Annotated in this window: 22 protein-coding genes; 12 read left to right on the forward strand and 10 right to left on the reverse strand. The window is 73.7% G+C overall.

Annotation, left to right across the window (positions count from 1 at the left end; all coding sequences use genetic code 11):
* The first annotated feature begins 64 nt into the window (after positions 1-64).
* Positions 65-775: a FadR/GntR family transcriptional regulator gene (locus AC1RNL_RS05675; RefSeq protein ID WP_146354452.1), complete on the forward strand. Its 711-nt coding sequence runs from the start codon at positions 65-67 to the stop codon at positions 773-775.
* A gap of 42 nt (positions 776-817) precedes the next feature.
* On the opposite strand, the gene AC1RNL_RS05680 is transcribed toward AC1RNL_RS05675, so the two are convergent.
* Genes AC1RNL_RS05680 through AC1RNL_RS05695 form a run of 4 tightly spaced genes read right to left on the reverse strand, consistent with a single transcriptional unit; the run spans position 818 to position 4347 of the window.
* The gene (locus AC1RNL_RS05680; protein ID WP_146354454.1) at positions 818-1240 is read right to left on the reverse strand and encodes an RbsD/FucU family protein; all 423 of its coding nucleotides are present in this window, start codon (positions 1238-1240) and stop codon (positions 818-820) included.
* Positions 1234-2067, reverse strand: a complete 834-nt coding sequence (locus AC1RNL_RS05685) for an amidohydrolase family protein (RefSeq protein ID WP_492934686.1) — start codon at positions 2065-2067, stop codon at positions 1234-1236. Before AC1RNL_RS05685 ends, AC1RNL_RS05680 begins: the two co-directional genes overlap by 7 nt.
* A complete protein-coding gene (locus tag AC1RNL_RS05690) occupies positions 2064-3035 on the reverse strand; it encodes an aldo/keto reductase (RefSeq protein WP_492934687.1) in 972 nt (323 codons plus the stop codon). The genes AC1RNL_RS05685 and AC1RNL_RS05690 overlap by 4 nt, the downstream gene beginning before the upstream one ends.
* Before the next feature lie 4 nt (positions 3036-3039).
* The gene (locus tag AC1RNL_RS05695) at positions 3040-4347 is read right to left on the reverse strand and encodes an L-fuconate dehydratase (RefSeq protein WP_492934688.1); all 1308 of its coding nucleotides are present in this window, start codon (positions 4345-4347) and stop codon (positions 3040-3042) included.
* 148 nt (positions 4348-4495) lie between these two features.
* On the opposite strand from AC1RNL_RS05695, the gene AC1RNL_RS05700 reads away from it, so the two are divergent.
* The gene (locus AC1RNL_RS05700; protein ID WP_364193100.1) at positions 4496-5347 is read left to right on the forward strand and encodes a fumarylacetoacetate hydrolase family protein; all 852 of its coding nucleotides are present in this window, start codon (positions 4496-4498) and stop codon (positions 5345-5347) included.
* Entirely contained in the window at positions 5344-6084 is a 741-nt protein-coding gene (locus AC1RNL_RS05705; protein ID WP_246992966.1) for an SDR family NAD(P)-dependent oxidoreductase, read from the forward strand. The genes AC1RNL_RS05700 and AC1RNL_RS05705 overlap by 4 nt, the downstream gene beginning before the upstream one ends.
* 6 nt (positions 6085-6090) lie before the next feature.
* Here AC1RNL_RS05705 and AC1RNL_RS05710 read toward each other — a convergent pair whose 3' ends face one another.
* On the reverse strand, positions 6091-6744 hold the full coding sequence (locus AC1RNL_RS05710; protein ID WP_146354465.1) for a transaldolase family protein: 654 nt from the start codon (positions 6742-6744) through the stop codon (positions 6091-6093).
* A gap of 115 nt (positions 6745-6859) precedes the next feature.
* Between AC1RNL_RS05710 and AC1RNL_RS05715 the strand changes: the two genes are divergently transcribed.
* The 9 genes from AC1RNL_RS05715 (at position 6860) to AC1RNL_RS05755 (ending at position 14740) form a co-directional block, all read left to right on the forward strand.
* On the forward strand, positions 6860-7843 hold the full coding sequence (locus tag AC1RNL_RS05715) for a ribokinase (RefSeq protein ID WP_240671289.1): 984 nt from the start codon (positions 6860-6862) through the stop codon (positions 7841-7843).
* Positions 7843-8247 carry a D-ribose pyranase gene (gene rbsD / locus AC1RNL_RS05720; protein ID WP_146354469.1) on the forward strand — a complete coding sequence of 135 codons (405 nt, stop codon included), beginning with the start codon at positions 7843-7845 and terminating at the stop codon, positions 8245-8247. The genes AC1RNL_RS05715 and rbsD overlap by 1 nt, the downstream gene beginning before the upstream one ends.
* 2 nt (positions 8248-8249) lie before the next feature.
* A complete protein-coding gene (locus tag AC1RNL_RS05725; protein ID WP_492934689.1) occupies positions 8250-9065 on the forward strand; it encodes a GntR family transcriptional regulator in 816 nt (271 codons plus the stop codon).
* A gap of 105 nt (positions 9066-9170) precedes the next feature.
* Positions 9171-9746 carry a glucose-6-phosphate isomerase family protein gene (locus tag AC1RNL_RS05730; RefSeq protein WP_492934690.1) on the forward strand — a complete coding sequence of 192 codons (576 nt, stop codon included), beginning with the start codon at positions 9171-9173 and terminating at the stop codon, positions 9744-9746.
* A gap of 3 nt (positions 9747-9749) precedes the next feature.
* A complete protein-coding gene (xylB, locus tag AC1RNL_RS05735) occupies positions 9750-11240 on the forward strand; it encodes a xylulokinase (RefSeq protein ID WP_492934691.1) in 1491 nt (496 codons plus the stop codon).
* Entirely contained in the window at positions 11240-12235 is a 996-nt protein-coding gene (locus AC1RNL_RS05740; protein ID WP_492934692.1) for an NAD(P)-dependent oxidoreductase, read from the forward strand. The genes xylB and AC1RNL_RS05740 overlap by 1 nt, the downstream gene beginning before the upstream one ends.
* Positions 12232-12888, forward strand: a complete 657-nt coding sequence (locus AC1RNL_RS05745) for a bifunctional 4-hydroxy-2-oxoglutarate aldolase/2-dehydro-3-deoxy-phosphogluconate aldolase (RefSeq protein WP_492934693.1) — start codon at positions 12232-12234, stop codon at positions 12886-12888. Before AC1RNL_RS05740 ends, AC1RNL_RS05745 begins: the two co-directional genes overlap by 4 nt.
* Positions 12885-13796: a shikimate dehydrogenase gene (locus AC1RNL_RS05750; protein ID WP_492934694.1), complete on the forward strand. Its 912-nt coding sequence runs from the start codon at positions 12885-12887 to the stop codon at positions 13794-13796. The genes AC1RNL_RS05745 and AC1RNL_RS05750 overlap by 4 nt, the downstream gene beginning before the upstream one ends.
* Positions 13793-14740: a phosphotriesterase family protein gene (locus AC1RNL_RS05755; RefSeq protein ID WP_492934695.1), complete on the forward strand. Its 948-nt coding sequence runs from the start codon at positions 13793-13795 to the stop codon at positions 14738-14740. The genes AC1RNL_RS05750 and AC1RNL_RS05755 overlap by 4 nt, the downstream gene beginning before the upstream one ends.
* A gap of 96 nt (positions 14741-14836) precedes the next feature.
* Here AC1RNL_RS05755 and AC1RNL_RS05760 read toward each other — a convergent pair whose 3' ends face one another.
* The 5 genes from AC1RNL_RS05760 to AC1RNL_RS05780 all read right to left on the reverse strand — a co-directional run bounded on the left by AC1RNL_RS05760 (position 14837) and on the right by AC1RNL_RS05780 (position 21911).
* Positions 14837-15835, reverse strand: coding sequence for an ABC transporter substrate-binding protein (locus AC1RNL_RS05760; protein ID WP_492934696.1), 999 nt, complete (start codon positions 15833-15835; stop codon positions 14837-14839).
* Positions 15836-15984: 149 nt separating this feature from the next.
* Complete coding sequence (locus AC1RNL_RS05765) at positions 15985-17004, reverse strand: ABC transporter permease (RefSeq protein WP_492934697.1); 1020 nt, start codon at positions 17002-17004, stop codon at positions 15985-15987.
* A complete protein-coding gene (locus AC1RNL_RS05770) occupies positions 17001-18518 on the reverse strand; it encodes a sugar ABC transporter ATP-binding protein (protein ID WP_492934698.1) in 1518 nt (505 codons plus the stop codon). The genes AC1RNL_RS05765 and AC1RNL_RS05770 overlap by 4 nt, the downstream gene beginning before the upstream one ends.
* A gap of 257 nt (positions 18519-18775) precedes the next feature.
* Positions 18776-20413, reverse strand: coding sequence for a fucose isomerase (locus tag AC1RNL_RS05775; RefSeq protein ID WP_492934699.1), 1638 nt, complete (start codon positions 20411-20413; stop codon positions 18776-18778).
* A 10-nt stretch (positions 20414-20423) separates the two neighbouring features.
* Entirely contained in the window at positions 20424-21911 is a 1488-nt protein-coding gene (locus AC1RNL_RS05780; RefSeq protein WP_492934700.1) for an FGGY-family carbohydrate kinase, read from the reverse strand.
* Positions 21912-22001 lie beyond the last annotated feature (90 nt).

Raw genomic sequence — 22001 nt, forward strand, 5'->3', positions numbered from 1 at the left:
GACGGTCAGACTCCAGCATGGCGCATCCGCCCCGCAGAGGTCGGATCTTTCATAGGGTGGGCTCATGGCGGTGACGGACGACGCGATCAGCAAGATCAAGCAGATGATCCAGCAGGGCGAGCTGCGCCCCGGCGACCGGCTCCCGCCGGAGCAGGAGCTCGCCGAGCGGCTCGGCCTCTCGCGCTCGTCGATGCGCGAGGCGGTGAAGGCGCTCGAGGCGATGCGCATCCTCGACGTGCGGCGCGGCGACGGCACCTACGTCACGAGCCTGCAGCCGAGCCTGCTGCTCGAGGCGATGTCGTTCGTGCTCGACTTCCACGAGTCGCACGCGGTGCTCGAGGTCTTCGAGGTGCGGCGCATCGTCGAGCCCGCCTCCGCCGCCCTCGCCGCGCGCCGGGCGACGCCCGAGCAGGTCGCCGCGATGCGCGAGCACCTCACCGCGGTGCACGGCGAGACCCCGAGCGACGAGCTCGTGGAGCACGACGTCGCCTTCCATCGGATGATCGCGGCCGCGACGGGCAACGACTACCTCGTCAGCCTGCTCGAGACGATCTCGAGCCAGACAGCCAGGGCGCGCGTGTGGCGCGCGCTCACGCAGGACAACGCGGTGCCGCGCACGCTGCAGGAGCACGAGCGCATCCTCGACGCGATCGCCGCCGGCGACGCCGATGTGGCCCGCGCGGCGATGATCGTGCACATCGCGGGCGTCGAGCACTGGCTGCACGACGCCGCCGAGCGCGAGAGCGAGGCGCTCGCGCAGGCCGACGAGGCGTAGCGGGCCGCGCCGTCGAGGCGCAGCCCGCCGCGCCTTCGGGCGTCAGTCGCCGCCGAAGCCGACGACGCCCTTCCGCAGCAGCGCGTTGCCGTACTTGCGCGCCTCGGCCGTGCGCACGACGCAGAACGCGCTCCGCGCCAGGTCGTAGAACGCGAAGCGCTCGACCTGCGCCAGCCGCCCCTCCGGGCAACGGGCGGCCGCGCGCAGTTCCGCGCCGACCTCGACGCCCTCGCCCGGCTCCGCCTCCATGAGCAGCACCGACGGCCCCTCGTACTCGTCGTACGGCACGACCGAGCGGATGGCCTCGAGCACGCGCGGGGCCGATGCCTGCACCGTCACGACCGGCTGGCCGGCGGCGTACGAGGGGTAGTGGGCGTCGGCGACGAGCACGCGGTCGCCGTGCCCCATGTGGTCGAGCAGGCGCAGCAGCTCGCCGTCGAGCAGCGGATCGATCCCGTTCAGCATGGTTCCTCCAGTCGGTACACGCGGCGGGCCGTCCCCGCCTCGATCGCGCGGCGCTCGTCCTCCGACAGCGCCGAGAGCACCCCGTCGATGGGCGCCATGAGCGGGCCGAGCCCGTCGGCGAGCAGCGGCATCGGCCAGTCGGAGCCCAGCAGCATCCGCCCCGGCCCGAACGCGTCGAGCGCCGTGCGCCAGGCGTCGGCGAACGCATCCGCCGGCAGGCCGCGGCCCGCGTGGTGCAGGCCCGAGACCTTCGCGACGGTCGTCGGCACGGCCGCGAACGCGCGCACCCCGGCTCGCCACGCGTCGCGCGCGCCGGCATCGACCGGCGGCTTGCCGAGGTGGTCGAGCACGACGACGAGCCCGTCGACCTCGGCGGCGGCGCGGGTCGCGGCGGCGAGCTGGTGCGGCCAAGCGTCGGGCACGTCGAGCGGCAGCTCGCGCTCGGCGAGCAGCGCGAGCGTGCGCCGCACCTCGGGCCGGTCGAGCAGGTGCGGGTCGGGCTGGTCGTGGATGAGCGCGCGCACGCCGACGAGCGGGCGGCCGCGCAGCTGGTCGAGCCGCTCCTGCGCGCGCTCAGGGTCCTCGAGCGGCACCCAGCCGACGGCGCCCGCGATCCAGTCGTGCGCCTCCGCGAGTGCGAGGAGGTGCTCGGTGTCGGCGTCGGTGTCGGCCGCCTGCACGAGCACCGCGGCGTCGAAGCCCGCGGCGCCGATCGCCGCTCGGCCCTCCGCGGCGTCGAAGCCGCGGTCGATGGGCGCGAGCGACGCGTCGAGCCACCCGTAGCCCTCGACCGTCGGCCAGAGGTGCAGGTGCGCGTCGATCCTCACGCGCACTCCGCGGGGATGAGGCCCGCGTCGGCGAGCTCGGCCCACACCGCATCGGGAACGGGGGTCGCGGCGCGCGCGCCGGTCTCGGCCATCTGGGCGGGGCGGCTCGCGCTCACGGCGCGCGCGACCACCGTCGGCATGCGCAGCGGGAAGGCGATCGCCGCCGTCGGCAGGTCGACGCCGTGCGCCTCGCACACGTCGGCGATCGCGTGCGCGCGTGCGAGCAGCTCGCGGTCGGCGGCGCCGTAGTCGTAGCGGGCGTCGGATGCGGGCCGCGGCTTCGCGAGCAGGCCGGAGTTGAAGATCGACACGGCGATGGCCTCCACGCCGTGCGCCGCGCAGGCGGGCACGACCCGCTCGATCGCGGAGTGGTCGAGCAGCGTGATGCGGCTCGAGACCATCAGCACGTCGGCGAGCCCGCTCGTGGCGGCCGCCTCGAGCGCCGTGAGCGACTTCGAGCCGATGCCCACCGCATCCGCCATGCCCTCGCGCCGCAGCGCCGCGAGCGCGGCCAGCCCGGCGTCGAGCGCCGCCCGCTCGCCCTCGGGCGCCACGTCGGGGTCGTGGAGGTAGAGCACGTCGACGCGGTCGAGGCCGAGCCGCTCGAGCGACTCGTCGAGGCTGCGGCGCACCCCCGCCTCGGAGGCGTCGTAGCGGCGCTCGTGCGTGCGCGGCACCGCGAAGTCGTGCGCCATGTCGTCGCCGTCGGCGCCGCCCGGCACGGGCTCGAGCAGCCGGCCGACCTTCGTCGAGACGATGAACTCGTCGCGCGGCTTCGAGCGCAGGAAGGCGCCGAGGCGCCGCTCCGACAGGCCGAGCCCGTAGTGCGGCGCCGTGTCGAAGTGGCGGATGCCCGCGTCCCACGCCGCCTGGAGGGTCGCCTCCGCGTCGGCGTCGCTGAGCGCGCGGTAGAGGTTGCCGACCGTGGCGGCGCCGAAGGCGAGCGGGTGGTCGGCCAGGATCGACATGCCCCTACCCTGCCGCAGTCGCGACTCGGTGCGCACCCGTCCACGTGTAGTCGCGCACCGACTCGGCGAGCATCTCGGCGCCGGCGCCCGGGGTGAGCGGCGCGCGGTAGGCGCCGCCCTCGATGACGGTGGGCGTCACGAAGTGCTCGTGCAGGTGGTCGACGAACTCGATCACCCTGCCCTCGCGCGTGCCGGAGACGGCGATGAAGTCGAGCATCGACAGGTGCTGCACGGCCTCGCACAGGCCCACGCCGCCCGCGTGCGGGCACACGGGCAGCCCGAACTTCGCCGCGAGCAGCAGGATCGCGACGTTCTCGTTCACGCCGCCGACGCGGGTCGCGTCGATCTGCACGTAGCTGATGGCGTCGGCCTGCATGAGCTGCTTGAAGACGACGCGGTTCTGCACGTGCTCGCCGGTAGCGACCGGGATGGGCGCGATGCCGCGGGCGATGGCCGCGTGGCCGAGCACGTCGTCGGGGCTCGTCGGCTCCTCGACCCAGTGGGGCCGGAACTCGGCGAGCGCCTGCACCCAGTCGATCGCCGCCTGCACGTCCCAGCGCTGGTTCGCGTCGATCGCGATCGGGAAGTCGGGCCCGCACACCTCGCGCGCGATGCGGAAGCGGCGGATGTCGTCGTCGAGGTCGGCGCCGACCTTGAGCTTGATCTGGGTGAAGCCGTCGGCCATCGCCTCGCGGCACAGCCGCGCGAGCTTCTCGTCGGAGTAGCCGAGCCACCCGGGCGTGGTCGTGTAGGCCGGGAAGCCGCTCTCGAGCAGCTGCGCCTCGCGCTCGGCCTTCCCGGGCTCGGCGGCGCGCAGGATCGCGAGCGCCTCGTCGCGCGTGAGCGCGTCGCTGAGGTAGCGGAAGTCGACGAGCGAGACGAGCTCCTCGGGGCTCATGCGGGCGAGCAGCTGCCACAGCGGCATGCCGGCGCGCTTGGCCTTCAGGTCCCACAGCGCGTTGACGACGGCGCCGATCGCCATGTGCATGACGCCCTTCTCGGGCCCGAGCCAGCGCAGCTGCGAGTCGCCGATCAGCTCGGCCGAGGCGGCGCCCATGTCGTCGAGCAGCGGCTCGACCTCGCGCCCCACGATGTGCTCGGCGACCGCGCCGATCGCGGCGAGCTGCACGTCGTTGCCGCGGCCGATGGTGAAGACGAAGCCGTGCCCCTCGTGGCCGTCGCCGGCGTCGGTGCGCACCACGAGGTAGGCGGCCGAGTAGTCGGGATCGGGGTTCATCGCGTCGGAGCCGTCGAGGCTCTGCGAGGTGGGGAAACGGACGTCCGAGACGTCGACGCTGACGATGGTGCTCATGGCGGGGCTCCTCTGACTGGCCATTGCAGACTATAGATCGGATGTTTGGACGGCAAGTGCTGTCGCCGAGCGGCACGATCGCCTAGGATCGCTCCGAGACTTCGGATGTTCGACATCCGACCGCGCGATGACGACGGAAGGAGCGCACATGCGTCTGGCACGACTGGGAGCAGCCGGCGAGGAGGTGCCCGTCGCCCTCGTCGACGAGCGGGCCTACGACCTGCGGTCGATCGCGGCCGACATCGACGGCGCCTTCCTCGAGCACGGCCTCGATCGCGCCCGCGCGGCGCTGGAGGCCGGCGAGCTGCCGGAGCTGCCCCGCGACGGCCTGCGCGTCGGCGCCCCGGTCGCCCGCCCCGGCGCCGTGGTGTGCGTCGGCATGAACTACGCGGCCCACGCCGCCGAGTCGGGCAGCGAGCCGCCGACGCAGCCGGTCATCTTCCTGAAGCACCCCAACACCGTCGGCGGCCCCGACGACGACGTGCCTCTCGCCGCGCACGCGCAGAAGATGGACTGGGAGGTCGAGCTCGCGCTCGTCATCGGCCGCCCCGCGTGGAACCTCGGCTCGCGGGAGGAGGCGGCCGCGTGCATCGCCGGCGCCACCGTCGCCGACGACCTCTCCGAGCGCACGTGGCAGCTCGAGGTCTCGGGCGGCCAGTGGTCGAAGGGCAAGTGCGCGCCCGGCTCGACGCCGCTCGGGCCCGAGCTCGTCACCGCCGACGAGCTCGACCTGGGCCGCCTGCACCTGACGAGCCGCGTCAACGGCGAGCCGCGACAGGACTCCTCGACCGCCGACCTCATCTTCGACGCCGCGACCGTCGTGCAGGACCTCAGCCGCTACATGCGCCTCGACCCGGGCGACGTCGTGCTCACCGGCACGCCCGAGGGCGTGGCGCTCTCCGGCCGCTTCCCCTACCTCGTCGACGGCGACGTCGTCGAGGTGGCGATCGACGGCATCGGCACGCAGCGCCACCGCATGGTCGCCGAGGCGTCGGCATGAGCGAGTTCGACGGTCTCGTCGCGATCGTCACCGGCGGCGGCAGCGGCATCGGCGCCGCGATCGCCGACGAGCTCGCCGACCGCGGCGCGCGCGTCGCCGTGCTCGACCTGCGCCCCGGCGACGCGCACCTCGGCGTCGAGTGCGACATCGCCGACGACGCCTCCGTGCGCGCGGCGGTCGCGCGGGTCGCCGACGAGCTCGGCGGCATCGACGTGCTGATCAACAACGCGGGCATCGGGGCGACCGGCGCGATCGACGACAACGACGAGGCCGAGTGGCACCGCGTGTGGGATGTCAACGTCGTCGGCATCATGCGCGTCACCCGTGCGGCGCTGCCGCACCTGCGCGCCTCGACGGCGGCCGCGATCGTCAACACCTCGTCGATCGGCGCCACCGCGGGGCTGCCGCAGCGCGCCCTCTACTCCGCGTCGAAGGGCGCCGTGCTCTCGCTCACCCGCGCGATGGCCGCCGACCACCTGCGCGAGGGCATCCGCGTCAACGCGGTCAGCCCCGGCACCGCCGACACCCCCTGGGTGGGGCGCCTGCTCGCCGCGGCGCCCGACCCGGCGCACGAGCGCGCCCAGCTCGAGGCGCGGCAGCCGCACGGGCGGCTCGTCGCACCCGCCGAGATCGCGCACGCCGTCGCCTACCTCGCGAGCCCTCGGGCCGGCTCGACGACCGGCGTCAGCCTCGCCGTCGACGGCGGCATGCAGGAGCTGCGCCTGCGCAAGGACTGAGCGGCGTCAGGACGCGAGCGACGGCGACGCCTCGAAGACCGCGGCCGCGTCGTCGGTCGCCGGATGCGCGAGGGCGGCCCAGAGCACGTCGGGGGCGGCCGTGAAGGTGGGCACGCCCGCCTCCGCGAGCGCCACGATGTCGTCGGGGGTGCGCAGGCTCGCCGCGAGCACCTCGGTCGCAGAGTCGCCGCACGCGGCCTGCATGCGCGCGATGTCGCCGACCGCGTCGAAGCCGGCATCGCGCATCCGCCCCAGGTACGCCGCGATGTAGCGGATGCCGCACGAGGCGGCGGCGAGCGCCTGCGCGGGCGTGAAGACCGCCGTCAGCAGCACGGGCGCGCCCTCGCGCGCCAGCCGGGCGGCGACGCCGAAGCCGACGCGCGTCGCGGGCACCTTCACCACCGCGAGCTCGCCGAGCGCGAGGATCTCGCGGGCGCGCCGCTCGAGGGCCGCCTCGTCGTCGCCCCAGGCCTGGAAGAAGATCTCGCGCGCGCCCTCGCCGGCCCACCGGGCGTAGAGCTCGGGGATGTCGGCGACGGTGCGGCCCGCGCGCTCGAGGATCGTCGGGTTGGTCGTCACGCCGTGCACGAGCGAGCCGGAGAGCAGGGGCGACACGGCGTCGACGTCGGCCGAGTCGACGTACAGGCGGGGCGCGGGCATGGGTGCTCCTCACGAGCGCTGGGGATGGTGCCCGGCAGGACGTCACGGGTCGCCGCTAATGTAATGACAGGCGCGCGCGGACGTCAATGAGGATCGCGCGAGGATGCGAGGAGCAGTGACCGACGTGCAGGATCTCGACGCAGAGCGGGCAGGCGTGCTGGTGGTCGGCTCGATCACCGCCGATGTGACGACCTTCTCGAGCCGGCTGCCGCGGCCGGGCGAGACGTTCCTCGGGGACGCGTTCACGCTCGTGCTCGGCGGCAAGGGCGCCAACCAGGCGGTCGCCGCGGGCCGGGCGGGCGCCGACGCGCAGATGGTCGGATGCGTCGGCGACGACCTGTTCCGCGACCTCGTGCGCGAGGGGCTGCGCGACGCGGGCGTCGACATCCGCCACGTGCGCGTCGTGCCCGACCAGACCGGCATCGCGCACATCCGCGTCGACGCGAGCGGCGAGAACGACATCGTCATGGTGCCGCTCGCGAACGCGCACCTCGACGAGGCGCAGATCGACCGCGCCTTCGCCGAGCTCGGCCCGAGCACGCGCGTGATGCTCACGCAGCTCGAGATCCCCTTCCAGCTCACGATGCACGCGATCCGCCGCGCGCACGAGGCCGGCCTCACCGTCGTGCTCGACCCCGCGCCCGCGCACGAGCTGCCCGACGAGATCTGGCCGCTCGTCGACCTCGTCACGCCCAACGAGACCGAGGCGACGCTGCTCACCGGCACCGACGTCGACTCCCGTGAGGCGGCCGTCGCCGCCGGGCGCTGGTTCGTCGACCGCGGCGTGGGCGCCGCCCTCATCACGATGGCGGGCGCCGGCAGCGTGCTCGTCGACGCCGACGGCGTGAGCGACCACGCGCCCATCCGCGTCGAGGTCGTCGACACGACCGCCGCGGGCGACGCCTTCGCGGGCTTCCTCGCCGCCGCGCTCGCCGCCGGGCTCTCGCGCGACGAGGCCATCCGCCGGGCCGGGGCCGCCGGCGCGCTCGCCGTCACCAAGCGCGGCGCCTCCCCCAGCCTGCCCACCGCCGCCGAGGTCGACGCCTTGCTCGCGTCGCAGCTCGAGCCGGCGACCGAGTCCGCGAGAGAGGACGCCTGATGCGCAAGAGCGCCACGACCATCCACCCCCAGCTGAGCCGCATCATCTCGGAGCTCGGCCACTACGACGAGCTCTTCGTCACCGACGCGGGCCTGCCCATCCCGCAGGACGCCGAGCGCGTCGACCTCGCCTACCGCAAGGGCGAGCCGCCGTTCCTCGACGTGCTCGACACGATCCTCGCCGAGATCGTCGTCGAGGGCGCCGTGATGCCCGCCGAGGTCGCCGAGGCGAGCCCGCACGTGCTCGCGGCGGTGCGCGAGCGGCTCGAGCCCTTCGGCATCGACGTGCAGCTCATCCCCCACGTCGACTACAAGCGCCGCTCGCACGGCGCGCGCGCCTTCGTGCGCTCGGGCGAGTACACGCCCTACGCCAACGTCGCGCTCATCGCGGGCGTCGACTACTGACGATGGCCGTCGACGCCGCCCCGAGACGTCGCCGCAGCACCGCCTCGCTGCCGTCGATCACGATCGACCGCCGCTCGGCGCTGCCGATGTACGACCAGCTGCGCCGGCAGATCCTCGAGACGATCTCCGATGAGGGGCTCGAGCCGGGCGACCTGCTGCCGGGCGAGCTGCGCATGTGCGAGCTCTACGGCGTCTCGCGCACGGTCGTGCGCCAGGCGCTCGGCCAGCTCGAGCACGACGGCATCATCACGCGCGTGAAGGGCAAGGGCACCTTCGTCGCGCCGCAGAAGACCACCGAGACGCTCGCGAGCGGCCTCGCGGGCCTCTTCGAGGAGGTCGCCGCGCGCGGCGGCCACGTGCACAGCGAGGTGCTGCGGCTCGAGCGCGAGCCCGCCGACGAGCGCGTCGCCGAGCAGCTGCGCTGCGCCCCCGGCACCGTCGTGGTGGCGCTCGAGCGGCTGCGCTTCGTCGACGGCGAGCCCTGGTCGCTCTCGACCACGTGGATGCCCGAGCACATCGGCGCGCACATCTTCGGCGCCGACCTCGCCGAGGGCTCCCTCTACGCGCTGCTCGCCGACCGCGGCATCCGCGCCGCGAGCGGCGTGCGCTCGGTCGAGGCGTCGGTGACGGATGCGCGCGAGGGCCAGCTGCTCGGCATCGGCCCCGGCAAGCCCGTGCTGCTGCTGCGCAGCGCCATGGTCGACGCGGCGGATCGGCCGATCGAGTACTTCCAGGCGCTGCACCGCGGCGACCGCACGCGCTTCGAGTTCCACCTCACGGCCGACGACGCGCGCGGACCGGTGTTCCTGACGCGCTGAGGCACGGCGACGCCGGGCCGACCCGAGGACGCCTGGCGCAAACCTGTAATGACAGGTAGAGTCGTGGCGCGCCCGACGGAGCGCGCCATCGACCGAGGAGACGCCGTGCCCGACTTCGCCACGCCCCCCATCAGCCCCTTCGCCATCCGCTTCGACGCCGAGGCGGCGACCCTCTCGCCCGAGGGCCCCACGCTCGAGCGGCGCATGAGCGACCTCGAGGGCCTCTTCGCCGACCACGACGCGTGGCAGGCGGCCGTCGCCGACGGCGACCCGATCGTCTACCGCGTGCAGTCGTCGCCCGTGCCGGAGGCCGACCGCGAGCTGCCGCAGTCGATCACGACCATCGAGCCCGGCGCGACCGCAGGCGAGTGCTGGATGACGAAGGGCCACCAGCACCCGAACCACCAGGGCGAGATCTACCTCGCCCTGCACGGCACGGGGGGCCTGCTCATGTTCGACGGCGACCGCGTCGAGTGGCTCGACATGACGCCCGGCACCATCGGCTACATCCCGCCGGGCTGGGCGCACCGCTCGGTCAACGTCGGCGACGAGCCCTACTCGTTCCTCGCCGTCTACCCGGGCGGCGCCGGCCACGACTACGGCTGGGTGCTCGAGCACGGCATGGGCAACCGCATCCACCGCACCGGCGACGGCTTCGAGCTGCGCCCCTACAGCGCCTGACCCATGCTGATCGCGCACGACCTCGGCACGACCGGCAACAAGGCCTCCCTGCACGACGACGACGGCCGGCTGCGCGCATCCGTCACGGTCGCCTACCCCGTGCGCTTCGCCGACGGCGGCATCGCCGAGCAGGATCCGCGCGACTGGGAGCGGGCGGTCGTCGAGGCGACCCGCTCGCTGCTCGAGCGCACCGGCACCGACCCCGCGACGGTCACCGGCCTCGTCGTCAGCGGCCAGATGATGGGCGCCGTGCTGCTCGACGAGCACTACGAGCCGGTGCGCCCGGCGATCATCTGGGCCGACACGCGCGCGCAGGCGCAGACCGAGCAGCTCGTCGACCGGCTCGGCGAGCGCGAGGCGTACGCGCTCCTCGGCCACCGGCTGAACCCGACGTACTCGATCGCCAAGGTCATGTGGGTGCGCGACCACGAGCCCGACGTCTACGACCGCGTGCGGTGGTTCTGCGTGGCGAAGGACTTCGTCGTGCACCGCCTCACGGGGCGTCTCGCGACCGAGCCGAGCGACGCATCCGCCACCAACGCCTTCGACCAGCAGGCGGGCACCTGGTCGCGCGCCGTCATCGACGCGGCCGGGCTCGACATCTCGATCTTCCCCGACATCGTGGCCTCGACCGAGGTCGTCGGCACGCTCACCGACGACGCCGCGGCCGCGACGGGGCTCCCGAAGGGCACCCGCGTCGTGATGGGCGGCGGCGACGGCCCGATCGCCGCCGTCGGCGCCGGCGTCGTCGCGCCCGAGGACGGCGCGTACGTGTGCCTCGGCACGTCGTCGTGGATCTCGTTCTCGGCCGAGCAGCCGGTGCTCGACCCGAGCATGCGCACCTTCACCTTCGACCACGTCGTGCCCGGCCAGTACGTGCCGACCGCCACCATGCAGGCGGCGGGCGCGTCGGTGACCTGGATCAACGAGGTGCTCTCGCCCGAGCCCGACGGGCGCTCGCTCTCGGAGCTCGTCGCGCAGGCCGACACCGACGACGCGGCCACCGGCGGCCTCTACTTCCTCCCCTACCTCCTCGGCGAGCGCGCCCCGCGCTGGAACCCCGACGCGCGCGGCGCCTTCGTCGGCATCGGCAGGCACCACGGCAGGGCGCACCTCGTGCGCGCCGTGCTCGAGGGCGTCGCCTTCAACCTCGCCGTCTGCATCGACGCGTTCCGCGAGTCGGGGTCGACGATCGACCGCATCGACGCGGTCGGCGGCGGCGCCGCGAGCGACGCCTGGCTGCAGATCATGGCGGATGTGTGGGGCGTGCCCGTGCGCCGCCGCTCGGTGGTCGAGGAGGCCAACAGCCTCGGCGCAGCCGTGGTGGGTGCGGTGGGCCTGGGGCTCGTCGACTCCTTCGCGGCGGCCCGCGACCTGTCGGAGGTCACCGCCGAGTTCGTGCCCGACGCCGGGCGCCACGACCAGTACCGGCAGCGGCTCGGGCGCTTCGATGAGGCCTACGCGGCCCTCGAGCCGTGGTTCGGCGCGCACTGATGGCGACGATCCTCGCGACGAGCCGCTCCTTCGGCGACGGCAGCCGCGACCTCGTCGGCGAGCTCGAGCGCGCCGGCCACACCGTGCTGCGCGGGCCGAGCGACCACGGGCTCGACGCGCTGCGCGAGGCGCTCGCGACCGCCGACGCGTGGATCGCCGGCACCGGCCCCGTGACGGCCGAGCTCCTCGACGCCGCGCCGCGGCTGCGCGTGGTCGCCCGCTACGGCGTCGGCACGGAGGCGGTCGACGTCGCCGCGGCGACCGCGCGCGGCATCCTCGTCACCAACACCCCGGGCGCGAACTCCGACGCGGTCGCCGACCACGCGGTCGCCCTCATGCTCGCCGCGCTGCGCTCGATCGCGCACGGCGACCGGCAGGTGCGGCGCGGTGACTGGCGCGCGGTGCGCGGGCGCGAGCTCGGCGCCCTGACGGTCGGCATCGTGGGCTTCGGCCGCATCGGCCGGGGCGTCGCGCGCCGGCTCGGCGGCTTCGGCTCGCGCATCGTCGCGACCGATCCCATGCTCACCGACGAGCAGGTGCGGGACGGTGGCGCCGAGCCGCTCGACCTGGAGGCCATGGCCCGGGAGTGCGACCTCATCACCCTCCACGCACCCGGCGGCCAGACGCTCGTCGACGGCGACTGGCTCGCCGGGGTCGCGCGGCCGCTCGTGCTCGTGAACACCGCGCGCGCCGACCTCGTCGACGAGGCCGCGCTCGCCGAGGCGCTCCGCGACGGGCGCGTCGCCGCCTTCGCGGCAGACACGCTCGCCGGCGACACGGCGGCCACCGCCTCCCCGCTGCTCGCCGACGACCTCGCCGACCGCGTCACCGTCACGCCGCACCTCGGGGCGCAGACCGTCGAGGCGGTCGACGGCATGGGCTCGATCGCCGTCGCCAACGCGCTCGCCGCGCTCGAGGGCATCGCCCCGCCGAACCCCGTGAACGACCCCGACCCCGCCGCGCTCGCCGCGCGGCGCCGAGAGGAGCAGGCATGAGCGTCCATGCCCCCACCGACCGCCTCGAAGCCGTGCGCAGCGCCGGCGTGCTCGCCGTGCTGCGCGCGCCCGACGCCGAGCGCGCGGTGCAGGCCGCCGATGCCCTCGTCCGCGGCGGCGTCACCGGCATCGAGGTCACGTACTCGACGCCCGACGCGGCGGCCGTCATCGCCGAGCTGCGGCGCCGCCACGGCGACACCGCGCTCATCGGCGCCGGCACCGTCACGACCCCGGCGCAGGCCGAGGAGTCGGCCGCTGCCGGGGCGCAGTTCCTCGTCGCCCCCGGCACGCTGCCCGACCTCGCGCGGGCGATGCTCGGCACGGGGCTGACGACCATGACGGGCGCCATGACGCCCACCGAGGTCATGGGCGCGATGGCGCTCGGCGTCGACGTCGTGAAGGTCTTCCCCGCCTCGCTCGGCGGCCCGGGGTTCCTCAAGGCGCTCCGCGAGCCGTTCGCCGACGCGGTGCTCATGCCCACGGGCGGCGTCACCGCCGAGAACCTCGCCGCGTTCCTCGCCGCCGGGGCGATCGCGGTGGGGGCGGGCGGCGACCTGCTGGCCCGCGACGCCCTCGCGGCGCAGGACTGGGACGCGATCGAGGCGCGCGCCCGCGACTACGCGTCGGCGCTCGAGGCGGCGAGGCGCGCATGAGCGGCCGCATGGGGTTCGTCGGCGTCTCGACCCGGTCGTCGTCGATCATGGCGATCTTCCCCGTCTGGGCCGACATCCTCGGGCTCCCCACGCGCGAGCTCGACGGGCACGACCTCCCGCTCGACGCGAGCCGCGAGCAGTACCGCGCGCTCGTGGAGGCCATCCGCGACGACCCCGAGCACCGGGGGGCGCTCGTGACGACGCACAAGATGGCGCTCTACGCGGCCGCCCACGACCTCTTCGACGAGCTCGACGACTTCGCGCGCGCGTGCGGCGAGGTCTCGAGCATCGCCAAGCGCGACGGGCGACTGCTCGGGCACGCGAAGGATCCGATCACCGCCGGCCTCGCGCTCGACGAGTTCCTGGCCCCGGATGCGTTCGGCGGCGTCCGCGACGCCGTCGTGCTCGGGGCGGGCGGTGCGGGCCTGGCCCTCACCTGGCGCCTCGCCGAGCGCGACGACCGGCCGCGGCGCATCCTCGTCACCGACACGAGCCGCGAGCGGCGCGACCACCTGGCCGCCGTGCACGCCTCGCGCGGCACCGACCCGGCGCTCCTGACCCTGCTCGAGGCCGCGCCCGACGCGACCCGCGCGGCGCTCGCCGAGGCGCCGGAGGGCAGCCTCGTCGTGAACGCGTCCGGGCTCGGGAAGGACCGGCCGGGCTCGCCCGTGCCCGACGGAGCGGTCTTCCCGCGGCGGGCGGTCGTCTGGGAGTTCAACTACCGCGGCAGCCTCGAGTTCCTGCACCAGGCGCGCGCGCAGCAGGCCGAGCGCGAGCTGACGGTGGTCGACGGCTGGCGCTACTTCATCCACGGCTGGACCCAGGTGATCGGCGAGGTCTTCGCGATCGAGATGACGCCGGCGCTCGTCGAGCGCCTCGCGGTCGCCGCCGAGCCGTTCCGCGCATGACCGTCGTCCGCACCGTGCTCGGCGACGTCGAGCCGGCGGCCCTCGGCGCGGTCGACGCGCACGAGCACCTCTTCCAGGTCTCGCCGCTCCTGCCGGGCGACGAGCTCGACGACCCGGAGCGCTCCCGCCAGGAGGCGGCGAGCCTGCGCGGCAGCGGCTTCGCAGCGATGATCGACGCGACGCCCATCGGGCTCGGGCGCCGGCCGGCCGAGGTCGCGGCCATCAGCGCGGCGACCGGCCTCGGCGTCGTCGCGAGCACGGGCATCCACCGCGAGGCCCACTACGGCGCCGAGCACCCGCTGCGCGGCTGGGACGCCGAGCGCCGCGCCGCGGCGTTCGTGCGCGATCTCGTGGAGGGGATGCCCGAGCACGACGGGCCGGACGCGGGCCCCGCGCTCCACGAGGGCGAGCCCGTGCGCGCCGGCCTCATCAAGACCGGCATCGGCTACTGGTCGATCGCGCCCTTCGAGCGCGCCACGCTCGTGGCGGCCGCGATCGCGCACGCGGAGACGAGCGCGGCGATCATGGTGCACCTCGAGCACGGCAGCGCGGGCCACGAGGTGCTCGACCTGCTCGAGCGCCTCGGCGTCGCACCGGCGCGCGTCATGCTCGCGCACGCCGACCGGCTCATCGACCCCGGCCACCACGCCGAGCTGCTCGCGCGCGGCTGCGCGCTCGGCTACGACGGCATGGCGCGGTGGCGCGACCGCAGCGACCACGAGCTGCTCGAGCTCACCGCGGCGGTCGTCGAGCGCGGCTTCGACCGCATCCTGCTCGGCGGCGACGTCGCCCGCGCGTCGCGCTACGTCGCCTACGGCGGCATGCCCGGCCTCGCCTACCTCGGCGCGCGCTACCTGCCGCGGCTGCGCGAGCGCATCGGCGACGAGGCCGTCGAGCGGATGCTCGTGGCCCACCCGCGCGCGCTGCTGGCGATCCGCGGCTGAGCCGCTCCCGCGGCCCGCGCGGCCCGCGCACGCGGAAGCCCCCGGCCTGGCGGCCGGGGGCTCCTGCGTCTGCGGTCGTGGACGACCGTCAGCCGATCACTCGTAGAGGACGGCTGCGATCTCCGGGTCCTCGAGGTTCTCGGCGTCGTACCAGTACGAGCCGGTGTCGGTGAAGTCCTCGAGCTCCTCGCCGTTGATGGCGGCGACGGCGTTCTCGACCACCGTGCGGCCGATGCCGATCGGGTCCTGCGTGATCGCGCCGGCCATGACGCCGTTGCGGATCGCGTCGACCTGGGCGGCGCCCGAGTCGAAGCCGATGATGGTGAGCTCGCCGGCCGGCAGGCCCAGCTCGGTCACGGCGTTCACGATGCCGATCGCCGAGCCCTCGTTCGTGCCGTAGAGGCCGACGAGGTCGGGGTGCGCGGCGATCATCGCCTTGGCGATGTCGGCCGAGCGGAGGTGGTCGCCATCGCCGTACTGGATGTCGACGATCTCGATGTCCGGGTAGTTCGCCTCGATCTCCTCGACGAAGCCGTCGCGGCGCTCGACACCGGTCGAGTTGATCTGGCTGTGGCCGACGATGCCGACCTGGCCCTCGCCGCCGATCAGCTCGGCCATGTTCTGCGCGGCGAGCGCGCCCGCGGCCATCGAGTCGGTCGCGGCCAGGTTCTGGCCGTACTCGCTCTCGCAGCCGGCGTCGAACTCGACGATGGGGATGCCGGCGCTCTCGGCCGCCTCGTAGAGCGGGATGCACGCCTGCGGGTCGAGCGCGGCGTAGCCGATCGCGTCGGGGCCGCGGTCGATCGCCGCCTGCAGCATCTGCAGCTGCGCGTCGATCTCGGTCTCGGCGGCGGGGCCCTCGAAGGTGACCTCGACGCCGAGCTCCTCAGCGGCCTCCTCGGCACCCGTGCGCACGGCCTGCCAGAACTGGTGCTGGAAGCCCTTCGACACCAGCGCGATCTGCAGCGTCTCGCCGTCGCCGCCCGCCTCGGGCTCGCCCGACGTTGCCGGGGCGCCTCCGCCCGAGCAGCCGGCGAGCGCGAGCGCGAACGTGGCCGCGCCGGCGACGAGCGCCGTCCTCTTGCTGAACCTCATGGAAACTCCGTTGTCTCTGCGCCGATCGCTCGGCGTCCTGTCACTGCTGGCTGTGCCTGGTGCTGGCCGCCCGGCTGGGCGGTCGGGGTGGTGCCGGAGTGCTCCGGCGACGCGAGGCGGCTGGCACGGCCGCCGCGCGGGGCTTGGGGTCAGAGCCCTCTGCGATTGCGGAGGGAGTCTGCGAAGACGGCGATCGCGATGACCACGCCGACGACGACGTTCTGCCACTCGGTCTGGATCGACATGATGCGCAGGCCGTTGATCAGCACGCTCATGATGAGCGCGCCGATGAGCGTGCCGACGATCGAGCCGCGGCCGCCGAGCAGCGACGTGCCGCCGATGATCACGGCCGCGATGGCCTGCAGCTCGTAGCCGACGCCGAGCTGCGGCTGGGCCGAGTCGAGGCGGGCGGCGAGCACGACGCCGGCGATGCCGGTGAACACGCCCGCGACGGTGTAGATCGTGACGAGCCAGCGGTTCGTGTTGACGCCCGAGAGCCGCGTCGCCTCCTCGTTCGAGCCGATCGCCACGGTGTAGCGGCCGAAGACGGTCTTGCTGAGCAGGAAGTAGGCGACCGCCGCGAGGATGAACATGATGAGCACGGCGTTCGGCAGGCTCGGGATGAGCGTGCCGAGGGCGATGTTCTTGAAGCCGGGCACGCCCGAGAAGTAGATCGGGCGGACGCCCGAGATCACGAGCGCGAGGCCCTGCGCCACCATCATCATCGCGAGCGTCGCGATGAACGGCGGCAGCTTCAGGTACGCGACGTTGAGGCCGTTGATGAGGCCCATGAGCGCACCGGTCGCGATGCCGGCGAGCACGCCGAAGATGAGCGGCAGGCCGAGGTTCACGGCCACGATGCCGGTCATCACCGCCGCGAGCGTCATGCCCGTGCCGATCGAGAGGTCGATGCCGCCGGTCGTGATGACGAAGGTCGTGCCGAGCGCGAGGATGCCGATCACCGCGGTCGCGAGCAGGATGCCCGAGATGTTCGACCAGGTGAAGAAGTTGTTGCTCGCGATCGAGAAGAACAGCAGCAGCACGACGAGCGTGCCGAAGGCCAGGCCCTGCTGGAGGCCCTTCCGCCAGAGCGCGGCCCGGGCGCCGCGCTCCTTGGCGACGGCCTCGTCGGAGGGCGCGTCGGCGGGGCTCTGGGTCGTCTGGCTCATGCTGCTCCCTGCTCATCGGCGACCAGGTGGGTCGCGAACTCCATGATCTTGGCCTGGCTGGCGTCCTCGTTGGCCAGGGTGCCGGTGACCCGGCCGTTCGCCATCACGACGATGCGGTGCGCGAGGCGCAGCACCTCCGGCAGCTCGCTCGAGATGACGATGATCGACTTGCCGTCCTCGGCGAGCTTCTGGAGGAGGCGGTAGATCTCCTCCTTCGCGCCGACGTCGATGCCGCGCGTCGGCTCGTCGAAGATGAGGATGTCGCAGTCGCGCGCGAGCCACTTGGCGATGACGACCTTCTGCTGGTTGCCGCCCGAGAGCAGCTTCACGACCTGCTCGGTGGAGGGCGTCCTCGTGCGGAGGTCCTTGACGTAGCGCTCGGCCGTCGTGCGCGCCTTGCCCTGCTGCACGACGCCGAGCGGGCCCGTGAAGGTGCCCATCGAGGCGAGCGCGGTGTTGAAGGTCACGCTCTGCTCGAGCATGAGGCCGAGCCGCTTGCGGTCCTCCGAGAGGTATCCGATGCCGTGCCGCACCGCATCCGCGGGCTGCTTGATCGACACCTGCCGGCCGTTGACCTCGATGGTGCCGGCGCTGCGCGGGTCGGCGCCGATGATGGCGCGCGCGGTCTCGGTGCGGCCGGCGCCCATGAGCCCGGCGAAGCCGAGGATCTCGCCGCGGTGCAGCTCGAAGCTCACGTCGCGCAGCAGCTGCCGCGTCGACAGGCCCGTCACGCGCAGCACGACCTCGTCGCGCAGGTGCTCGCTCGCCTTCGGCCGCGCCCCCTCGTCGAGGTGGCGGCCGACCATCATCTCGATGATCGTGGGGACGTCGATCTCGTCGCGCTCGAGGGTGCCGATGTACTCGCCGTCGCGCAGCACGGTGACGCGGTCGGCGAGGCGCTTCAGCTCCTCCATGCGGTGCGAGATGTAGACGATGCCGGTGCCCTTGGCCTTCAGGCTCTCGATGAGGCCGATGAGCGTCTCGACCTCGGTGTCGGTCAGCGCGCTCGTCGGCTCGTCCATGATCAGCACCCGGGCGTCGAACGAGAGCGCCTTGGCGATCTCGACCATCTGCTGCTTGGCGACGGTCAGGTCGCCAACGCGCTGCTTGGCGTCGAGCTTGATGCCGAGGTCGTCGAGCAGCTGCTGGGCCTTGCGGTTGAGGCCGCGCTCGTCGAGGAACGGCCCCTTGCGCGGCTCGCGGCCGATGTAGATGTTCTGCGCGACCGTCAGGTCGGGCATCAGGTTCATCTCCTGGTGGATGATGCTGATGCCGAGCGCCTGCGCGGCCGCGGGGCCGGGGATCTCGACCTCCTGGCCGTCGACGCGGATCGAGCCCGTGTCGCGCTGGTAGATGCCCGAGAGGATCTTCATGAGCGTCGACTTGCCGGCGCCGTTCTCGCCGACCAGCACGAGCACCTCGCCGGAGTGCAGGCTGAACTGCACCTCGTGGAGCGCCCGGACGCCCGGGAAGCTCTTGCTGATGCCCTCGACCTCGAGGAGCGCTGCTGTCACGTCGTACCTGCTTCGTTGGAGGACTCTGCTGACTTCCGACTGCCGGAAAGATCCGACCTATGATGCCCACACTGGCGCATCCACCGCAAGTTGTATCTGAATGTATCTAACGCCGCGCCGTCGCGCTACTTCCGCTCCATCACGAGCGGATAACGGTTCGATCACGGCGTCCCGCCGCGCGGCATCGCCGTCGGCGCGGAACGGCCGGTCGGAAGACATCCGACCGGCCGCCTCCGGCGACGTGGCGCTGTGCCGGCTCAGAGCGCGACGTCGCCGCAGAGGTGCACCTCGAGCCCCATGCCCGCGAACATGGCGGCCTTCGCCGCGAGGGCGCGGTCGGCGGCCTCGGCGTCGGGAGCGTACGCCACCTGGATGTGGTTCGACTTGTGCCGGGCCATCAGCTGGTCGCGGCTGACGCCGTGCAGCACCGCGTGCATGATCGGCCACTGGTGGTCGGTCGAGTCGAGGCGGCGCTGGGTCTCCTCCTCGGGGAGCTCGACCACGTGCGCGCGGCCGATGTCAGCGTGGAGCGCGCCGTCCATGACGAACACCCGCGACCAGACGATCTCGCCCGGCTTCGAGACGCCCGAGAGCGTGCCGCCGCCCTTCGGGAAGAACATCGGCACCTGCCGCATCGAGTACGAGCGGTCGTAGCCGCCGTTGTGGCTCGCGGGCACCGACCCCGAGATCTCGAAGACCCAGACGAACTCGCCGTCGTACTCCTCGCCCCAGCGGATGTCGTGCAGCGTCGTGGCCGGGTCGAAGCCCATCGCGGTCCAGACCCGGTTGGTGACGAGCGCATCCACCGCCACGCCCTCGTCGACCTCGTTGAAGTGCGGCAGCGGCGCCCCGGCCCACAGCTCGCGCTCGCCGTCGCGCGAGCGCACCGGCGGGCGCTCGACGTTGTTGAGGAGGCCCTCCGCGAGGTCGGAGGCGGCGCACTGGTCCTTGAGTCCCTGCTGGTACTGGATGCCGATCGCGTCGACGCCGTAGTCGTCGCCGATGCGGAGCGCCGCGATGTACATGCGCATCTGGCTGAGCACCTGCTCGCGCGTGAGCTCGGTCGCATCGTCCTGGCCCCAGTGGAAGGTGAGCCCCGCCTGCTCGAGCCACGCGAGCGCGGCCTCGGCCTCGCCGTCGGGCACGAGCGCCATCTCGGCGAGCAGCGCGCTCTGCGAGAGGCGCTCCTTGTAGATGCCGGTGGGGTTCAGCATCTCGTCGTCGATGATGGCGTTGTACATGCCCATGCAGCCCTCGTCGAAGATGCCGATGACCGCGTGGTCGTCGCGCAGCTGCTCGGCCAGGGCCGTGCCGAGGCGGGCCTCGTCGCTGTCGGGGACGGCGCCGAGGTCGCGCACGTGCGACGTGTCGTGGTCGATGGTGCCGGTCTCGAGCCACTGGCCGAGCTTCGTGCGCGCCCACTCGTCGGTGAAGTCGCGGCTCCACAGGATCGAGTGCTCGATCTCGGCCTTCGTGAGGCTCGCCGTCAGGTTGAGCAGGCCCACGAGCCCGGGGTACTGGCCCTCCCAGTTGGCGACGATGAGGATGGGCCCGCGGTGGGCGCGGAGCCCTGCGAGCACGTGGTGGCTGTACTGCCAGACGGCGTCGACGACCACGACCGGCGCGTCCTTCGGCACCGCCCGGAAGACCTCGATGCCGCGCGCCTGCGAGTCGATGAAGCCGTGCCCCGTCTCGGGGTCGACGCCGTGGGCGCGCTCGGTCTCCCAGCCGTGCGAGGCGAATGCCTCCCGCACCTGCTCCTCGAACGCCTGCTGCGCGGGCCAGCACGTGGTGTTGGCGGCGAGCCGCAGGTCGCCGGAGGCGACGGTGTAGACGGTGGTGGGCGCGGCCTCCGGCCAGGTGCGGCGCTCGGGGATGGCGTAGGCGGTGGTCATGTCGGTCCTCTCAGTGGGCGTCGGTGCGACGCGAGTCGATGAGTGCGTGGGCGATGTCGCGGGTGGCGGGGTAGAGGTCGCGGTACAGGCGGTACAGGCGGCCGTAGGCGGCGTGCCGGCCCTGGTCGGGCTCGACGATGTGCGACGGCGGGTTCCAGTCGTCGATGTCGGGCGTCCCGACGAGGCCGGCGGCGAGGAACGCGGCGCCGAAGCTCGCCCCCACGGTCACGCTCGGCAGCACCTGGGGCAGGCCCGTGACGTCCGAGACGATCTGGGTCCAGAGGCCGCCGGTCGTGCCGCCGCCGACCGCGACGACCCGCTCGATGCGCGTGCCGGCCTCGCGCATGACCTCGATGTTGTGGCGCACGCCGAAGGCGGTGGCCTCGAGCGCGGCGCGGTACAGGTCGCCGGCGGTCGTCTCGAGGCTGAGGCCGACGACGACGCCCCGGGCGTCAGGATCCTGCACGGGCGTGCGCTCGCCGGCGAAGTACGGCAGCATCAGCAGGCCGCGCGCACCGAGCCCGCTCTCGGCCGCCTCGCGCGTGAGCGTCGCGTAGTCGCTCCCGGCGACGAGGTCGCGGATCCAGGTCGTGATCGCGCCGGAGGTGGCCATGCCGCCGGCGAGCGAGTAGGAGCCGGCGCCGACGCCCCGCGTCGTCCACATGCCCGGGGCGCTCGGCCGCGCATCCGTCGTCGCGATGAGGAACATCGTCGTCCCGTACATGAGCATGAGGTCGCCGCTGCGGGTGGCGCCCGCGCTCACCGCCTCGGTCCAGGCGTCGATCGTGCCGAGCGCGACGGGGATGCCCTCGGGCAGGCCCGTCTCGCGCGCCGCCTCGGCCGTGACGACCCCGGCGGCCTCGGCCGGCAGCGCGAGCCGCGGCTGGGCGATGCCGGGGGCGACGGCCTCCCACGCGCGGTCGTCCCAGGTCGCGGCGTCGAGGTCGTAGAGCGGCCAGCACTGGCTCGCCGAGTGGTGGTCGAGCAGCAGCTCGCCCGTGAGGCGGAGCGCGAGGAACGACGCGGGCATGGCGAGCGACTCGGCCCGCGCGTAGGCCTCGGGCTCGTGCTCGCGGATCCAGGCGATCTTCGGCCCCGCGGCCTGCGAGGTGAGGGCGCTGCCGCCGAGGGCGACGATCGCCTCGGCGCCGAGCTCGGCGGTGATGCGCTCGATCTGCTCGCCGGCCCGCGAGTCGACGCCGTAGAGGATGGCCGGGCGCACGGGCGCGCCGGCGCCGTCGAGCAGCGCGACGCACGGCCCCATGCCGCTCACGCCCACCGCGACCGGCTCGGCGTCGGGCACCGCGGCGAGCAGCTCGCGCACGATCGAGACGAGCTCGCTCCACCACCGCTCGGCATCCATCTCGACGTGGCCGGGTGCGGGCCGGTCGACGGTGTGCTCGCGGACGGCGGTCGCGAGCACGACGCCCGAGCCGTCGACGAGCACGCCCTTCGTGCTGGACGTGCCGACGTCGACCCCGAGGGTGGCGCTGATCATGTGCGAGCTCCTTCGATCCGCGCTCTAGCGTGCCAGAGATCGGATGTTCGCGCATCCATGCAGCCGGCGCGCGCGGCTCTCGCCCGTCGA

Source organism: Agrococcus sp. GW821-FHT14H11 (assembly GCF_058803545.1).

What these genes read in the sequence shown, in the direction of transcription:
- AC1RNL_RS05675 (WP_146354452.1), top strand. Translation starts at nt 65, where the DNA reads ATGGCGGTGACGGACGACGCGATCAGCAAGATCAAGCAGATGATCCAG.
- AC1RNL_RS05680 (WP_146354454.1), bottom strand. Translation starts at nt 1,240, where the DNA reads ATGCTGAACGGGATCGATCCGCTGCTCGACGGCGAGCTGCTGCGCCTG.
- AC1RNL_RS05690 (WP_492934687.1), bottom strand. Translation starts at nt 3,035, where the DNA reads ATGTCGATCCTGGCCGACCACCCGCTCGCCTTCGGCGCCGCCACGGTC.
- AC1RNL_RS05695 (WP_492934688.1), bottom strand. Translation starts at nt 4,347, where the DNA reads ATGAGCACCATCGTCAGCGTCGACGTCTCGGACGTCCGTTTCCCCACC.
- AC1RNL_RS05700 (WP_364193100.1), top strand. Translation starts at nt 4,496, where the DNA reads ATGCGTCTGGCACGACTGGGAGCAGCCGGCGAGGAGGTGCCCGTCGCC.
- AC1RNL_RS05705 (WP_246992966.1), top strand. Translation starts at nt 5,344, where the DNA reads ATGAGCGAGTTCGACGGTCTCGTCGCGATCGTCACCGGCGGCGGCAGC.
- AC1RNL_RS05710 (WP_146354465.1), bottom strand. Translation starts at nt 6,744, where the DNA reads ATGCCCGCGCCCCGCCTGTACGTCGACTCGGCCGACGTCGACGCCGTG.
- rbsD (WP_146354469.1), top strand. Translation starts at nt 7,843, where the DNA reads ATGCGCAAGAGCGCCACGACCATCCACCCCCAGCTGAGCCGCATCATC.
- AC1RNL_RS05725 (WP_492934689.1), top strand. Translation starts at nt 8,250, where the DNA reads ATGGCCGTCGACGCCGCCCCGAGACGTCGCCGCAGCACCGCCTCGCTG.
- xylB (WP_492934691.1), top strand. Translation starts at nt 9,750, where the DNA reads ATGCTGATCGCGCACGACCTCGGCACGACCGGCAACAAGGCCTCCCTG.
- AC1RNL_RS05740 (WP_492934692.1), top strand. Translation starts at nt 11,240, where the DNA reads ATGGCGACGATCCTCGCGACGAGCCGCTCCTTCGGCGACGGCAGCCGC.
- AC1RNL_RS05745 (WP_492934693.1), top strand. Translation starts at nt 12,232, where the DNA reads ATGAGCGTCCATGCCCCCACCGACCGCCTCGAAGCCGTGCGCAGCGCC.
- AC1RNL_RS05750 (WP_492934694.1), top strand. Translation starts at nt 12,885, where the DNA reads ATGAGCGGCCGCATGGGGTTCGTCGGCGTCTCGACCCGGTCGTCGTCG.
- AC1RNL_RS05755 (WP_492934695.1), top strand. Translation starts at nt 13,793, where the DNA reads ATGACCGTCGTCCGCACCGTGCTCGGCGACGTCGAGCCGGCGGCCCTC.
- AC1RNL_RS05760 (WP_492934696.1), bottom strand. Translation starts at nt 15,835, where the DNA reads ATGAGGTTCAGCAAGAGGACGGCGCTCGTCGCCGGCGCGGCCACGTTC.
- AC1RNL_RS05765 (WP_492934697.1), bottom strand. Translation starts at nt 17,004, where the DNA reads ATGAGCCAGACGACCCAGAGCCCCGCCGACGCGCCCTCCGACGAGGCC.
- AC1RNL_RS05775 (WP_492934699.1), bottom strand. Translation starts at nt 20,413, where the DNA reads ATGACCACCGCCTACGCCATCCCCGAGCGCCGCACCTGGCCGGAGGCC.
- AC1RNL_RS05780 (WP_492934700.1), bottom strand. Translation starts at nt 21,911, where the DNA reads ATGATCAGCGCCACCCTCGGGGTCGACGTCGGCACGTCCAGCACGAAG.